Annotated in this window: 16 protein-coding genes and 1 riboswitch; of the genes, 3 read left to right on the top strand and 13 right to left on the bottom strand. The window is 57.0% G+C overall.

Features of this window, described 5'->3' with window-relative positions; all coding sequences use genetic code 11:
• Positions 1–234: 234 nt before the first annotated feature.
• From I5192_RS21680 to I5192_RS21670, 3 genes are all read left to right on the top strand, one after another.
• A complete protein-coding gene (locus tag I5192_RS21680; protein WP_170509357.1) occupies positions 235–918 on the top strand; it encodes a DnaA N-terminal domain-containing protein in 684 nt (227 codons plus the stop codon).
• Between the two features lie 104 nt (positions 919–1,022).
• Entirely contained in the window at positions 1,023–2,804 is a 1,782-nt protein-coding gene (locus I5192_RS21675) for an ABC transporter ATP-binding protein (RefSeq protein ID WP_223118549.1), read from the top strand.
• Entirely contained in the window at positions 2,767–3,723 is a 957-nt protein-coding gene (locus I5192_RS21670) for a glycosyltransferase family 2 protein (protein ID WP_255612232.1), read from the top strand. Before I5192_RS21675 ends, I5192_RS21670 begins: the two co-directional genes overlap by 38 nt.
• Positions 3,724–3,981: 258 nt before the next feature.
• Here I5192_RS21670 and I5192_RS21665 read toward each other — a convergent pair whose 3' ends face one another.
• The 13 genes from I5192_RS21665 to I5192_RS21605 form a co-directional block, all read right to left on the bottom strand.
• Positions 3,982–4,725, bottom strand: a complete 744-nt coding sequence (locus I5192_RS21665; protein ID WP_223118548.1) for an ABC transporter permease — start codon at positions 4,723–4,725, stop codon at positions 3,982–3,984.
• On the bottom strand, positions 4,722–5,375 hold the full coding sequence (locus tag I5192_RS21660; protein WP_223118547.1) for a TenA family protein: 654 nt from the start codon (positions 5,373–5,375) through the stop codon (positions 4,722–4,724). Before I5192_RS21660 ends, I5192_RS21665 begins: the two co-directional genes overlap by 4 nt.
• Entirely contained in the window at positions 5,372–6,097 is a 726-nt protein-coding gene (locus tag I5192_RS21655; protein WP_223118546.1) for an ABC transporter ATP-binding protein, read from the bottom strand. The genes I5192_RS21660 and I5192_RS21655 overlap by 4 nt, the downstream gene beginning before the upstream one ends.
• Positions 6,094–6,765 carry a thiaminase II gene (gene tenA / locus I5192_RS21650; protein WP_223118545.1) on the bottom strand — a complete coding sequence of 224 codons (672 nt, stop codon included), beginning with the start codon at positions 6,763–6,765 and terminating at the stop codon, positions 6,094–6,096. Before tenA ends, I5192_RS21655 begins: the two co-directional genes overlap by 4 nt.
• Complete coding sequence (locus I5192_RS21645) at positions 6,762–7,670, bottom strand: ABC transporter substrate-binding protein (protein ID WP_370644481.1); 909 nt, start codon at positions 7,668–7,670, stop codon at positions 6,762–6,764. The genes tenA and I5192_RS21645 overlap by 4 nt, the downstream gene beginning before the upstream one ends.
• Before the next feature lie 42 nt (positions 7,671–7,712).
• Entirely contained in the window at positions 7,713–8,681 is a 969-nt protein-coding gene (locus I5192_RS21640; protein ID WP_223118543.1) for a HesA/MoeB/ThiF family protein, read from the bottom strand.
• Positions 8,678–9,274: a thiamine phosphate synthase gene (locus I5192_RS21635; protein ID WP_170407481.1), complete on the bottom strand. Its 597-nt coding sequence runs from the start codon at positions 9,272–9,274 to the stop codon at positions 8,678–8,680. The genes I5192_RS21640 and I5192_RS21635 overlap by 4 nt, the downstream gene beginning before the upstream one ends.
• Complete coding sequence (locus I5192_RS21630; protein WP_170423085.1) at positions 9,271–10,041, bottom strand: thiazole synthase; 771 nt, start codon at positions 10,039–10,041, stop codon at positions 9,271–9,273. The genes I5192_RS21635 and I5192_RS21630 overlap by 4 nt, the downstream gene beginning before the upstream one ends.
• Before the next feature lies 1 nt (position 10,042).
• Entirely contained in the window at positions 10,043–10,240 is a 198-nt protein-coding gene (gene thiS, locus I5192_RS21625; protein ID WP_170423083.1) for a sulfur carrier protein ThiS, read from the bottom strand.
• Positions 10,237–11,265, bottom strand: a complete 1,029-nt coding sequence (locus I5192_RS21620; protein ID WP_223118542.1) for an FAD-dependent oxidoreductase — start codon at positions 11,263–11,265, stop codon at positions 10,237–10,239. The genes thiS and I5192_RS21620 overlap by 4 nt, the downstream gene beginning before the upstream one ends.
• A complete protein-coding gene (gene thiD / locus I5192_RS21615; RefSeq protein ID WP_170647005.1) occupies positions 11,262–12,050 on the bottom strand; it encodes a bifunctional hydroxymethylpyrimidine kinase/phosphomethylpyrimidine kinase in 789 nt (262 codons plus the stop codon). The genes I5192_RS21620 and thiD overlap by 4 nt, the downstream gene beginning before the upstream one ends.
• Positions 12,051–12,129: 79 nt before the next feature.
• Positions 12,130–12,230, bottom strand: a riboswitch (TPP riboswitch).
• Between the two features lie 396 nt (positions 12,231–12,626).
• Positions 12,627–13,322, bottom strand: a complete 696-nt coding sequence (locus I5192_RS21610; protein WP_170407497.1) for an FkbM family methyltransferase — start codon at positions 13,320–13,322, stop codon at positions 12,627–12,629.
• A gap of 72 nt (positions 13,323–13,394) precedes the next feature.
• Entirely contained in the window at positions 13,395–14,390 is a 996-nt protein-coding gene (locus I5192_RS21605) for a glycosyltransferase family 2 protein (RefSeq protein WP_223118541.1), read from the bottom strand.
• Positions 14,391–14,443: the final 53 nt, after the last annotated feature.

The raw sequence follows: 14,443 nt of genomic DNA, 5'->3' as shown, positions 1-14,443 counted from the left end.
ACATTATTGCTCGATAAGGGGACACCCAGTATGTCCCCCATCACCATAAATTCACCTATTTCTTTTATTTTTTGATAGCGAATAGCAGCTACCAAATAGCGTGATCTCAACGAACTCTTGACAGAATCGAAGTATTGGACGCTAATCAGTGAACAATCACGAAAAGCGTTGGGAAACGGCGCGATTACGGCGGGATCAACCCGCATGAGGCAAAAAAGAGCGGTGAGGAAACGGATGCAGGTTGCGAAACCGGTCGGGCGAAATGCGCCTGCACTGAAGTACGATATCTTGTCGGCGCTCGCCGTTCACGCCTTATCAGGTGACAAGCATCGTCATCGCAGTGTTCTTCGCATCATGACATTAATTACCACGCGCTATAACTGGCGCTCCAATGAACTGTCGATTGGTCGGGAAGAGATCGCTCGGTTGTGGTCCGTGAACGAACGCACAGTTAAACGTGAGATGGCTAAGCTGCGCAGCGCAGGCTGGATTGCGGTCAAACGACCCGCCGCTCGGGGTCGGGTTGCGGTTTATGAACTCGACCTCAAGCAGATCATGCTGGACACAATGGAAACCTGGCCCGTCATCGGGACGGATTTCCAAGAACGAATGCAGCAGAAGCCAGAGCGCGATACCAATGTTGTGCCATTTCAGTCAAAGCCATCGATCCCGCCCCCACAGGGTGAAGACGTTTGGGCACAGGTTCAATCGATCCTACATGAGCGTGACCCAGAACTTTGGTCCAGTTGGTTCAAGCATCTAAACGAAGCCGAAAGGGCAGGGGGCCTGGCGACCCTGATTGCGCCATCGCGTTTTATGGCGGATTACATTGCACAGAAATGGTCGGGGAGGGTTTTGGCCGCTTATTCGCGTGTAGACCCTTCGGTTCGAACAATTCGCATTGAAGCGGCAGAATAGGGCGCGGGCTTGCTCAACTGGCAACAGGCGACTATCTAGCGGAAACTGTTTATGAGCGCGTCAGATGTGACTTAGCTCGATCCTGATCACAGTGGACATGTGCATTGCAAAAGATCAAATCAAAATTTGCGACCGTATTGAGTGATTCCGTCCTGTGGCGACTGCTCTCCGAGAATATGCGCGAGCAAGCGGTCCCTTATACGATCGCGATCATCGCGATGGTATTTGTTGCGGCAACCACTGCAGGTATCGCCTTTATCATGCGTGATGTGGTGGATTCGCTGTTTGACAGTGAAAACTCAGCCAAGATTTTCGGCGTTTCGATGGCTGTATTCTCGATCTTCCTGGTCAAAGGGATTGCGACTTACGTCCAGATTGTGGCTCTGACCCGTGCCGGTAACCGGATCGTCTCGAAACAGCAGATCAAGCTTTACGACAAACTTTTGCGGCAAGGGGTGTCATTCTTCAATTTGACCGAAAGCTCGGATCTGTTGTTGAAGGTGACACAAACCGCCCAGGCTGCGCGCACGGTGATCGAGATCATGGTGACCACTGCGGTGCGCGATATGCTTACATTGATTGGTCTTTTGGCCGTGATGTTCTACCAGCAACCGATCTTGTCTTTGTTTACGCTTATCGTCGGCCCTTTGGCAATCTTGGGTGTTCGCATGCTGCTTCGCAAAGTGCGAGAGATTGCGGATATGGAGCTGCAATCGATGGGCGCGATCATGAAGGTCATTCAAGAAACCTCGGCTGGTATACGTGTGGTCAAGTCCTTCGGATTGGAAGAGCGCATGGCCCTCGAAATGAATTCGGCGGTGAAAAGCGTTGAGAAGCGCCGCAACAAGCTTGCGCGTTTGCAAGCTGCGACGAGCCCGCTGACGGATATCCTGGCCGGGTTTGCAATTGCCTCGGTCATCGGGTTGAGCGCTGGTAAGCTGTTTGGCGCTGCAGCGTCCACTCCGGGTGAACTGATGTCGTTCGTGACCGCTGTGATGATGGCCTATGAGCCCGCGAAGCGCCTGACGAAGGTGCGGGTGAAGATGGAGCTGGGTCTGCGCCGGGTGCAGATGTTGTTCAATATGTTGGACGAGCCTGAAACTCTGCCGGAAGAGGCCAATCCCAAAAGCCTGCCTGATGGTCCGCGAGAGGTGGTGTTCGACGCCGTCACTTTCGGCTACCGTCGTCGCGATCCGATCCTGAAAGGGCTTTCGTTGACGTTCGAAGCTGGCAAGACCACCGCTCTGGTTGGTCTGTCCGGCGGCGGCAAGTCGACCATTTTGAATTTGGCCCTGCGCCTTTATGACCCGAGCAGTGGTTCGGTATCGATCGATGGTCAGGATATCAAGTACGCCTCGTTCAAATCACTGCGCCAGAACATGTCGTTCGTCGGGCAAGAGACGTTTCTGTTTTCGGCCTCAATCGCCGACAACATCCGTTTTGGCCGTGAGGGTGCCTCGCAAGACGACGTGATCGAGGCTGCCAAGGCCGCGAATGCCTATGACTTCATCATGTCGCTTGAGAAAGGCTTTGACACTCTGGTTGGTGAAAATGGTGCCTTCCTGTCCGGTGGTCAAAAACAGCGCCTTGCGATTGCGCGCGCGCTTCTGCGCGACAGCCCGATCCTGCTGCTGGACGAACCAACTAGTGCGCTGGACTCGCGGTCGGAACATCTGGTTCAGGAGGCATTGGGCCGCCTGACCGAGGGGCGCACGACAATCATTGTGGCTCACAGGCTTTCAACCATCATGCATGCGGACAAGATCGTCGTGATTGAGGCTGGTGAAGTTCTTGAGCAGGGCAGCGCCCAACAGTTGCTGAAGAAACCGGGACCATTCAAAACCCTGTATGACCATCAGTACTCGAACGCCGTCAATGCCGAATGATCCCGACGTGATCCAGCGGCCTGACATTACACCGGCGCGTTCGCCCCTGAGCGCGTCAGTGATCATCCCGACCTATCAAAGCTGGGACCAATTGCAGCTTTGTCTGGATGGGCTCGCCTCTCAGACATTGAACACAAACCAGTTCGAGATACTTGCAGTCAACAATGATCCGACCGACCCCATGCCAGACGGGTTTCGCCTGCCCGCCAACGCCCGCATCCTAAGTGAGGCAAAACCCGGCTCATACGCAGCGCGCAACCGGGGAATCGAAGAAGCCGCCTCGGAGCTACTGTTTTTCACCGACTCCGATTGTCAGCCTGACCCGCTCTATCTAGAGGCCGGGTTGAAAATAGCCGAAGACCACCCCGAGGTTAATCGCTTTGGTGGCAATGTTGTGCTGATCCCGAACGGGCAGGATTGGAAGACGACCGAACTCTATGATGTTCATTTGGGATTAGAGCAAAAAAAATGGGTGGAACGTGGGCGCGCGGTTACGGCCAATCTGATCGTTCGGCGGGAGCTTATGGATCGCATCGGTCGGTTCAACGACACGGTGTTGTCCGGCGGGGACATGGAATGGAATGATCGTGCACAATCTGCGGGCGAAGCGATTGTGTTTGCCGAAGACGCCATCGTCCGTCACCCGGCGCGCGACAGTCTTGGGGATCACATCACCAAAGCCCGTCGTATTGAGGGGGCTAGGCTGCGCCGCAATGCCAAGCGCGGCATCGTAAATTACATCCCGCCTTTGCAGAAATTGATCCCTTCCTTCAAGACGTTGAAAAACCTTCTGAGGAATCAGGATCTGTCAACCAAACAGGCTTTTGGTGTGTGGGGCGTTCACTATGTGATCCGCGTTGCAAAAATTACGGAAACCATTCGGCTTCTCTGGCTGCGGAGGCCTGACCAGCGGAAGTAGTGGCCACTGGCAATGATAAACCACTTTCAGACCATGACGCTACGCGTTCTGGTTCGGCTTAATTCAAGTTGATCCTTAAGGTAGGACTCTTGGACAAGTGACTGCGGCACACTCTGTGTTCGCCGCTCGACCAACTAGCTTTGTTTAACATGGCGCTCTGGAAATCAATGTACTCTAGCTTTGAGCTCTTTCATCACAGCTAGTGGCACGATTAAAGTCGATCTCCGCGTTCGCGTATACTTATGGTCAGTACTTTGTTCATATCTGATCACGCTGATCCAGGTACCGATTGCACAGGGCGTTGACCGTTGCGTGCAGGATGATGGTGAGTACCGCCAACACGATCAGCGCGGCGAACATCAGATCGGTTTTGGCACGGCCATTGGCCAGCAACATCAGATATCCCAGCCCACGCGACGCTCCGACCCATTCACCGATGACGGCACCGATCGGGGCATAGACGGCAGCCAGACGCAGGCCGCTGGCAAATCCGGGCAGAGCAGATGGAATACGGATGTGCAACATTACTCGGGCGGGTGACGCCCCCATGACCCGAGCCAGATCCAGCCAGTCGCGATTGCTGCGCATCAATGCATCAAAGAAAGACGAAGTAACCGGGAAATAAATGATCAGCAGCGCCATGGCGATTTTGGCCTCGAGCCCGAAGCCAAGCCACAGGGTCAGAATCGGTGCCAGGGCAAAGACGGGGATGGTCTGGGAAAACACCAAAATTGGTCGCACCAGCGCGCGTGCTAGCGGTGAGGCGGCAAGGCCGATGGCCGACAGCCCGCCCAGCACTGCGCCAAGGGCCAGCCCGATCAGCACTTCGGTCGCGGTGACCAGCCCATGCTCCAGCAGAAGGTTGCGGCTGTTCCAAATGGTTTCGGAAACCAGCGCTGGCGGGGGCAAGATAAAACGCGGCAAGCCGGTGGCCCAAACCACCAGTTGCCAAAGCGCTACTGCCATTGCGGTGGCGGCGATACCCGCACGCCAACCTGTCATCGGGCTACCGGGAAGCCTGCCCATGCGGCATCGAAAAAGGCACGCTCAAGGGCGACGGCCTTGCCGAAGGTTGCAGCGACCTCGGCCTGTGCCTGGTCCGAAAGGGTCGACCAGATCGCGTCCAATTGTCCACGTAGGTAGGCGACCACACTTTCGAACCCGTCGCCTGAGTGCAGAGTGATCCATTCCCCCAGCCAGAACGGCAGATCTTCGGCGCGGGCTTCGACCGGGCTGGCCCAATCCAGATAGACCCATTCCGCGACCACCAACACCGCCAGCATCCGCTCGTAGCGCCCGGATGTGCGGGCTTCGTCCATCAGGGCCTGAAACGCCAGAGTTTCGGGTGCGGCTTCGCTTGCCTGGGGCACGTCCAGCGCGTCTAATGCACGCAGGAAGTACGTGTTCTCTGGCCCGCAGATCTGGCCCAGAAAGCGCGCGCCCGGCACAGCATCGGCGAGGTTGGGTGCATGCGCCACTGCTGAGGCCAGCAGACGCACGAAGCCTTCCACGAAAAGGTAATCCTGCTGTAAATAGCCAGCCATTTTGCCATGATCGAGCATTCCGGTTGCCAGCGCATTGGTAAAGTCATGTGTCGTGGCCGCTGTCCAGTTGTCCTGGTTCAGCGCCCTGAGAGTTTCGCTTGTGCTCATCTGTCAGTCCTGAGTTGTTGAAGCAGCGCGGCCTGGATGCCCAGCACGCCCGGATCATCAACAGGGCGCGGGATGCTGCCCATTGGAGTTTCGACCGGGTGCAGCCCGTCGCGCGTCATGATCATGATGTTCTGCCCCAGCCGCGCCACTTCGGCCGGGTCATGGGTGATAAGCAGCACCGTACGTCCCTTCAGCAGCTGTGCGGTGAGGTCCTGCATATGCACCCGAGTCAGGGCATCAAGGGCGGAAAAAGGTTCGTCCAGCAGCACAATGGGGCGGTCTTCCATCAGGGTTCGGGCCAAGGCCACGCGCTGTCTCTGCCCACCGGAGAGCTCTCCCGGTTTCTTGTCTAGATGCGCGCCTAGCCCAACTTGCTCCAGCACGTGCTCGGCTCGATCCCGGTCAAGCGTCTCGCCGCGCAATCGTGCCCCTATTGCCACATTGTCGAGCGCTGATAGCCAAGGCAGCAACAAATCACTCTGCGCCATTAGGGCCACCCGCCCGGCCAGCGCGCCACCGTCCGAGGCCCAGATTTCACCGTCCAAAGAAACATGGTCTCCCAGTCCGGCCAGCAGCTTGAGCACTGTGGATTTGCCCACACCACTGGCCCCCAGAAGACAGGTCCACCGCCCTGCATCAAGTCGCAGATCAATGCCGTGCGCGATGGATGTGTCGCCAATCGACAGTGATCCGCGCAGATATAGGGCGGGGGCCGGGCTCATGGCTGCGATGCCATGCCCCAAAAGCCGACCTCAAGCTCGGTCGCCTTGTGGAAGCGGTCGCAAAGATTTGCCCAACGTGGGCAGTTTTGCGGGTCATCCCCGATGCGCCGCGCTACCACGCCATCGATCAGCGCGCCAACATCGCAGCAGACCTGTTGGTAATCTTCCCCGCCATAAGTGTTGATCCAATCGGCATAGGTTTCCGAGGTCTTTGTCGCCGAAAGCTCCGCCCCGATCACACCATAGCCCATGACGCAGGGGGCCAGTGTGGCCAGCAGATCAAGCATATCCCCTGAATGCCCGGCATCCAGCACATAGCGTGTATAGGCAAGATTAGCCTGACGCTCTTGCGTTGCAATAAGTTCTTCCTCGGAAATCCCAGCCTCGGCGCAGATGCCGATATGCAGGGCAAGCTCGTCATTGATCAGTGCATTCACTGTCCCCGCGGCGAGGCGCATATCCGCGACGGTCTCGGCCTTGGTCACCACCAGCGCCCAAGCGCGGGCGAAATGGATCAAAAAAACGTAGTCCTGTTTGAGATAATGCAAAAACGCCGCGCGCGGGAGGGTTCCATCACCCATGCCCCGCACGAATGCGTGGCGGGTATAGGCAGGCCAGGTTTCCCCGGCCGCCGCTCGCCACGCCTCAAATGAGGTGCCGTAGTTCATTGTGCCCCCAGATCGACCGCGATTTTCGATACTGGGCGGGTGCCCTCGACTAGGCCGCTTTTGGTCAGAAATTCCTCGAAGCGGATATAGCGGCCTTCGTCCAGCGCCTCAGGACGCAAGGCAAAGCGGGGTAGGGTGTCGACCCAAGCCTTTGCATTCAGCTCGTCGTCCAGCTCTTCCGCGTAGCTTTTGAAAACCTCCCAGCTTTCATCCGGGTTGTTGACGATGTATTGCGTGGCCAGCTCGGTGGCGCGCAGGAAGCGGCGCACCTTGTCCTTGTCCATCAGCTCGGGGTTGGCGACATAGATCAGCTCGTCATATGTCGGCACGCCTTCTTCTTCGACATAGAAGCATCGGCCTTCGACGCCTTCGATTTCCATCTGGTTCAGCTCAAAATTGCGATAGGCACCGATCACCGCATCGACCTGTCCGGACATGACCGACGGGCTGAGCGAGAAGTTGACGTTGATCATTTCGATCTCGTCCAGCGCGACACCGTGCTTGCCCAGCATGGCACTCAGCACCGCTTCTTCTACGCCGGCAACTGAGAACCCGATCTTGCCGCCCTTTAGCTGGCTGATCTCTTGAATCGGGCCGTCCTTTAGTGTCAGAAGACAGCTGAGCGGTGTCGCCACAAGTGTACCTACGCGCATCAGCGGCAGACCTTCGGCTACCTGTAGGTGCTGGTTTGGTTGGTAGCTCACGGCGATGTCACCCTGCCCAGCGGCCACCAGTTTGGGTGGGGCCGAGGGATCAGCAGGCGGCACAATCTCGACCTCAAGATTCTGGTCTGCGAAATAACCCTTTTGCTGCGCCACGATGATCGGACCGTGATCAGGGTTCACGAACCAATCCAGCAGCAGAGTCATCTTGTCTTGTGCCAGCGCCGGTGTAGCCATCAGCATCGCCGCTACGGTCAGAAAATGTTTCAATTCGGTTTCCTCGTTTCAGTTGTTGTCACCTAGGGCCAGAAGTTTGATTTCGGGCCCGTTTTTCGTGGAAATCCGCATCGCCACCTGCCAGGCCCGAAGACCGGAACGGCAGGCAAGGATGAGGCGTCTGTTGTTTTGCAAAAGGGGGTCACGCGGATCGATTTCATCGACACTGAGGCGCTGAGCCCCGGCCAGCTCCGGGCCAGTTTCATCTGCGGCGCGTAGGTCGATTACCAGATCGCCGGCCCGAAGCATCTCTTGCGCTATGAAGTCCGGCTCTGGTGCAGGATCCGGTGCGCCGTCAAAGCGAAAACCGCCAAAGCGCATGCTGGTGGCGTCATAGGTCACCAGACGCCCCATTGGCGTAAGGTCCCCGCTCAGCACCGCAACCGCGATCTGCGCTTGCAGACTGCCGATCACACCCACCGTCGGGCCAAGCACGCCATCGGCGTCGCAGGAACCCAGCCTTGCAGGCAGATCCGGGAACAGCGCGCGCAGACCCGGAGCCTTGTGGCAGAAGCCCCCAACATAGCCCTCCGAGCCCACAACGCTGGCGCTGATCAGCGGCAGATCGGCAGCAAGGCAAACATCCGAGGCCACATAGCTGGCGGCAAAACTGTCGGCGCAATCTAGCACCAGATCAACACCCTGACAAAGTTGCGGGGCATTGGCCGGATCAAAGCGGGTTTCGACCGGTTCGATCCGCACCTCATCATTCAGCGCCATCATTTCACGTGCTGCCACCTGCACTTTGGATTGCCCTATGTCGCGTTCACGGAACAGCGATTGGCGGTGCAGGTTCGACAGGCTGATCATATCATTATCAACCAAACGGATACGTCCCACACCGGCCCCGACCAGATATTGCAGCACTGGTGCGGCAAGCCCTCCTGCGCCAATCACCAGTACATGCCCGGTGCGCAGGTTTTCCTGCCCCGATGCGCCAAAGCCAGGTACAGCAATCTGGCGTGCATAGCGGCTCATGGGCAGATCCTTAGCCACTCGCGTACACGGGCTTCTGGGTCGTCCTTCAAGGTGATGTCGGTCACGGCGGACACGATGTCGGCCCCGGCGGCGAACGCACCCGGCGCGCGCTCGACCGACATGCCACCTATCGCCACAAGCGGAATAGGTCCGATCCGCGCCTTCCAGTCGGTCAGCTTTTCAACACCCTGCTGGTGCCACTTCATCTTCTTGAGGATGGTCGGATACACCGGCCCAAGCGCCACATAGTCAGGCCGCAAAGCCAGCGCACGCTTAAGCTCTGCTTCGTCATGGGTTGAGACGCCAAGTTTCAATCCAGCAGCCTGGATTGCATCAACATCAGCGGTATCCAGATCTTCCTGCCCCAGATGCACCCAGTCGCAGCCAAGCTCAATCGCCAGTTGCCAATAGTCATTGACCACCAACAGCGCGCTGTGGTCGCGGCACAAATCCCGCGCCTCCGCCAACTGCGCGCGCACCGCATCCAGGGGATGTTCCTTGATGCGCAGCTGCACCAACCGCACTCCGAGCGGCAGCATTCGGCGCAGCCATGAGATGTCATCGAATATCGGGTAGAACGACGGCAGCGTCACAGCATGGCCTTTCCGAAAACAGGTGTTGAGGGCGCGGCCATGTCGCGCGGTTCCATAGCATCGGCACCGAAGGCCAAGGCACCGGCTTCAACCGCGCGGGCAAACGCTTGGGCCATCGCCGCCGGATCACCTGCCTTAGCGACCGCCGTGTTCAGCAGCACCGCATCATAGCCGATTTCGATGGCCTGTGCCGCCTGTGATGGCAGGCCCAGCCCTGCATCAACCACAAGAGGCACCTCGGGAAAATGAGCCCGTACCGAGCGAAGGCCGTAAAGGTTGTTCAGCCCCAGTCCGGTGCCGATCGGCGCCCCCCAAGGCATCAACACACGACAGCCAGCCTCGATCAGTTTCTCACACAGCACCAAGTCTTCAGTGCAATAGGGGAAGACGTCGAACCCTTCGTCGGCGAGAATGCGCGCCGCCTCTGCAAGGCCGAACGGGTCGGGTTGCAGCGTGTCGGCATGGCCGATCACTTCCAGTTTGATCCAGTTGGTTTCAAACAACTCGCGCGCCATCTGCGCTGTGGTGACAGCTTCACGTACCGAGTGGCACCCGGCGGTGTTGGGCAACACCTCGACACCCAAATCACGGATCAGAGACCAGAAATCCTGCCCGGCCCTTTCACCACCCGCCTCGCGACGCAGCGACACCGTGGCAATGCCTGCGCCCGAACGTCGAAACGCATCGGCGAGCACTGCGGGCGACGGATACTGCGCGGTGCCCAACATCAGGCGCGACGCTATTTCCTTGCCGTAGAATTCCGGCATGTCAGCCCCCCTGCTGCGGCGAAACCAGCTCGATCCGGTCCCCATCGGAAAGCATGTGCGCCGCACGTGTTGATGCCGGAACGAACACCTCGTTCACCGCCGTGGCCAGTTTGTCATTGCCTTTGCCAAGTTCGATCAGAAGATCGGCAAGGCTGGGGCCCTTGGCCTCGGTGACCTCACCATTCACCATCAGTTTCATGTGGTTCTCCCCGGTGTTTCATACGCGCTTTTCGTGCCTTCGCAGTTCTCGTACCAAAGCGCGGGCTGCGTGCCGCAGGTCACCAGATCTGCCACCATCTCCGCCAACGCCGGAGCAAGCAGATAGCCATGCCGGAACAGCCCGTTCACCATGATGCGATCTTCGAAATGGCGGATGCGCGGCTGATTGTCCGCAAAGGCCGGGCGGGCATCGACGCCAATTTCCAGCAGCTCGGCCTCACCAAATGCCGGGTGCAGCGCATAGGCCGCATTCATTAGTTCCATCACGGATCGCAGGTTTGCGCGGGTGCGCTGCCCACTTTCGATCTGGGTTGCGCCCAACATGAATACGCCATCGCCGCGCGGTACGATGTAGAGCGGGAAACGAGGATGCAGCAGCCGCACGGGACGCGATAGCGACAGGTCCGGGCAGCGCACGATGAGCATCTCACCCTTTACCCCGCGCAAATCGCTCAGCCGATCCTGCGCGGCCAGACCACGGCAGTCGATGACCTGACCCAGCGTTTCGCTTGTGGTCAGAAACTCAACGCCCGAGGCCACCAGCTGCGCATGCAACCCGGTCAACATCGGGCGGGGATTGAGATGCGCTTCACTCGCGATGAACAACGCCTTGCCGAATTGCTCGGCCAGATGTGGCTCATGGAGGGCGATGCCCTCACGGTCCAGCCATTCCACACCTTCGGTGCGCCGTGCAAATGTCACCAGCTCGCTCTGATCCCGACCCAAAGCGACAACCATGGTACCGTTCCGGATCACATCCTGGCCGAACTGCGCCCCCTGCTTTTGCCACCAATCCGCTGCTTTGCGCCCGTGTTCCACAACGGGCTGTTCGGCGACTGCGCCCTCGCATTCCGGTGCCAACATGCCCCCGGCCCACCAGCTGCAGGAATGCGTATTCACGGGACCTGCCGGGTCGATCATCCGTACGGAAACACCGCGTGACACCAGCTCGGCTGCAACGCAAAGCCCGGCAACCCCGGCACCCAGTATGGTGACAGCGCTCATGCCCACATCTCGTGAAAATGATGTACCGGGCCATGGCCTTGTCCGATCTCCAACCCGTCGGCACGTTTTATTGCAGCGTGCAGCCAGCCATGCGCCCGCCGCACCGCAGTCTCAAGATCCATGCCCCGCGCAAGGCAGCCCGCAATTGCTGCGGAATAACTGCAGCCAGTACCATGCGTGTTGCGGGTCGCGATCCGCGGTGCCCCCAGCGTGACAACGAACCCTGACTTTGCCAGCACATCAAGGCACTCAATGCCATCGGCATGGCCGCCCTTGATTAGAACCGCCTTAGGACCTAGCGCTAGCAACGGCGCAACCAGTCCGGCACTGTCGCCCTTATGGGTTTGTCCCAGCAGCTTATCCGCCTCGGGCAGGTTCGGTGTCAGCAGGTCAGCGCGCGGCAGAAGATACCGCTTCAGCGCGGCAATCGCTTGATCTTCAAGCAGGGCGACCCCGGATTTCGCCACCATGACGGGGTCTAGGACGACAGGTCCGGAAAAACCTTCCGTTGCACGGGCCACTGTTTCAACCAATGATGGCGTGCCCAGCATTCCGATCTTGATGGCGTCTATGCGGATGTCGTCTAGGACCGCCTTGATCTGAGCCGCGACCACATTGTCGGGTACCGGATGTACTGCGGTCACGTCACAGGTATTCTGCGCGGTTATCGCGGTGACCACGCTGCAACCGAACACGCCCATTGCGCCGAATGATTTGAGATCCGCCTGAATTCCCGCGCCGCCCCCACTGTCGGAACCGGCAATCGTCAATGCAGTCGCAACCATGGCACATCCTTCGTTGTCATGGTCAGGATGTGCGTGGAAAGACCCAGAGCCTGCGAAGTGACACGAGTTGTGACACGGGGCGCCCGGTATGCCTGTTTCCTCCGCCGGTCCTAACCGGGTCAGGTTCAATGGGTTTGCATGTCTGCATCTCAGCCCCGAGGGGCACCCCAACAGATGGTTACCGATTATTGATGAGATCAGGTCTCGTCAACAGTTTTGTTGCACACCGTATGATGGGTGCGGCTTCGCTTTGAGCTTTGCAGTTAACTCGGGGTGTCGCCGGTGTCGCAAAATGGTGGTGTTTCCAGATGCTATGACCGGAAAACGGCACAATAAGACAGGGACATACAGCGCCGACATCGTGGTCGTTGACCCAGCCCCGCGATCCGAGATTGAAGGCAGAAACAGTTCTTTGAGGTCCTGTCACAAGTTCCCGTCCGCAGATGCACATAGTTGCAACGAATAAATTGCTATGGGCAAATTCAGGTCACAAGTCGGCTAAACGTTTCATTTCAGGGCGCTCAACTGCCTTGGCCAATTCGCACAGTTCGAAAATGCTCGTCTCAATGACGCGGTTCAGCCAAGATCTCGTGTGCAGGTCCAAACAACCCTCCAGGACAAATCGTCCAGCCGTAGAAAACCCGCGTTCGAAAGAATCCTTTTACAGGCCCGGACACCTTTGTGCCCATAAATGAGGCGATGGAATTCAATAACAATGGCTCGAATGCCCGACAGGTCCGCATTCCTCAAGAAATCCAGTTCCGCCCCCTCAATATCCATCACAAGAACCGTCGGAGCGAACTCTCGTTTCACCGCTTCGAAGTCCGCTTTAGCTACGCGCACTGATGTTGTTGATTCACCTTCATTATCAAAAACTGAAGACCCTAGATATGAAGCGTCAATATGAAACGGAATAGAGTCGGGATCCTTTGGATTGGCGCTTAGTATCGCATTCCGGACTTCGATCCGGTCTGAAAGCCCATTTAGGGCATGTAAACGACGGATGTGTGGAATTAGATTTGGATTGGCTTCAAAACTGAGAATAGCCTCTGGTTTGTTCTCGAGCGCGACAACACCACTCACGATACCCAGCCCGGCGCCCATTTCCAGAATACGATCCTCAGGTTGAACGACGCTCAAAGCGCCATCCATTTCCCAGCTTTCATAATTGTCCTGCTCGATCAGATTTATAATCGTTTCGTCCAGAAATGGCGATGAAGGTATCTTCAATCCACGGTACTGGATCGCAACATCAGGGTTCGTTTCGGTCATTCTTGCTCCATTCCAAGGATGAGCGGTCGGTAGAGCATGTTTTGCATAAGGTCAGACTATTTGCATCAAACATCATGTCGGTAATCTCGCATAGAGGTCCGACATATTCATCTTCAGAACATCGTTGAACCACTCAACCGACAAGTCAAACTCGTGGTCAGGATAATAGGAATCCAAACCCCGGAAAGGGCGGACCTGCACATCATCGAGAAGACCATGACCCCTTAGTCTTTCTTCGGTGTCCTTGTCGTATTTTCGGATAATGTCATGAAGCTCTTGAACAGCATTCAAAGAAGATGAATTTTTCAGGAATTGGACCTGTTCATAGCGGAAATCGTTGCTGCCCTTAGGTGATTCATATGTTCCCATATCATGATATCTCAGCAATTTGAGCATCCAGTGAATTTCGGTCAGTCCGTCAAAGTGACAAATGACCGATTGTTGAGAAACATGTCGCTTGATGTTGCCTCTCCACCGCTGTGGCGCATGAACACCTAACTTGATGTTCTTCCCCGTTCGGGTGGCGCTTTTTCCGAAACGATGCGCACAAAATCCTCTGTCGCTGTATTTGAGTCGTTCTTCTCCGAATAAGCTTCGGGCGACATAGCCGCGGGTGTGCTTAGGCTTCAGCATAAGACCACCAAAAAGTCCGGGTGTGGTGTCCTCGGTTGAAAACACACGCTCGCCATTAGGAATTGAAATCGTATCAACATCCGAGGGCAGGTCAGCAAGCTCTTGTGCAAAATCATCGGCTTGCAGATACTCGTCCGCATCGAGGAAAAGCATCCAATCGACTTTTGCTTCTCGATAGGCTTTTGTCGCTATCAGCCTTTGGCGTCTGAAACTGTTTTCTGGATAAGCACAGTCCCAGTTTCTTCGAAAAAACGTGTCATCCATCACTTCAACGCGACAGTTCGGTATCTGAGCCAGAAGTTGCCGCGCTTTCGGATCATTACCATCCAGAAAGATAAAGATCTCTTGCGCGCCGAGTGACGCATAATAGGAAGCAAATATAGCCACCAGCTCTGGCGGCTCTTTGACCATGGTAACGACACCCCAGGTGGCCATCTTCAAAGGAGTCCTGTGTTTGGGAAGAGCCAAATTCGCTGATTGCACGTCTT

Origin of the sequence: Ruegeria sp. SCSIO 43209, assembly GCF_019904295.1 — a bacterium.
Classification (GTDB): domain Bacteria; phylum Pseudomonadota; class Alphaproteobacteria; order Rhodobacterales; family Rhodobacteraceae; genus Ruegeria.
This window is presented reverse-complemented; position numbering and strand designations above follow the sequence as displayed.

Bases quoted from the DNA above. Each gene is read 5' to 3' on its own strand.
- I5192_RS21640 (WP_223118543.1), bottom strand. From the start codon at position 8,681: ATGAGCCGCTATGCACGCCAGATTGCTGTACCTGGCTTTGGCGCATCG.
- I5192_RS21630 (WP_170423085.1), bottom strand. From the start codon at position 10,041: ATGCCGGAATTCTACGGCAAGGAAATAGCGTCGCGCCTGATGTTGGGC.
- I5192_RS21670 (WP_255612232.1), top strand. From the start codon at position 2,767: ATGACCATCAGTACTCGAACGCCGTCAATGCCGAATGATCCCGACGTG.
- I5192_RS21680 (WP_170509357.1), top strand. From the start codon at position 235: ATGCAGGTTGCGAAACCGGTCGGGCGAAATGCGCCTGCACTGAAGTAC.
- I5192_RS21610 (WP_170407497.1), bottom strand. From the start codon at position 13,322: ATGACCGAAACGAACCCTGATGTTGCGATCCAGTACCGTGGATTGAAG.
- tenA (WP_223118545.1), bottom strand. From the start codon at position 6,765: ATGAACTACGGCACCTCATTTGAGGCGTGGCGAGCGGCGGCCGGGGAA.
- I5192_RS21665 (WP_223118548.1), bottom strand. From the start codon at position 4,725: ATGACAGGTTGGCGTGCGGGTATCGCCGCCACCGCAATGGCAGTAGCG.
- I5192_RS21620 (WP_223118542.1), bottom strand. From the start codon at position 11,265: ATGAGCGCTGTCACCATACTGGGTGCCGGGGTTGCCGGGCTTTGCGTT.
- I5192_RS21655 (WP_223118546.1), bottom strand. From the start codon at position 6,097: ATGAGCCCGGCCCCCGCCCTATATCTGCGCGGATCACTGTCGATTGGC.
- I5192_RS21660 (WP_223118547.1), bottom strand. From the start codon at position 5,375: ATGAGCACAAGCGAAACTCTCAGGGCGCTGAACCAGGACAACTGGACA.
- I5192_RS21605 (WP_223118541.1), bottom strand. From the start codon at position 14,390: ATGGCCACCTGGGGTGTCGTTACCATGGTCAAAGAGCCGCCAGAGCTG.
- I5192_RS21645 (WP_370644481.1), bottom strand. From the start codon at position 7,670: ATGCTGATGGCTACACCGGCGCTGGCACAAGACAAGATGACTCTGCTG.
- thiD (WP_170647005.1), bottom strand. From the start codon at position 12,050: ATGGTTGCGACTGCATTGACGATTGCCGGTTCCGACAGTGGGGGCGGC.
- thiS (WP_170423083.1), bottom strand. From the start codon at position 10,240: ATGAAACTGATGGTGAATGGTGAGGTCACCGAGGCCAAGGGCCCCAGC.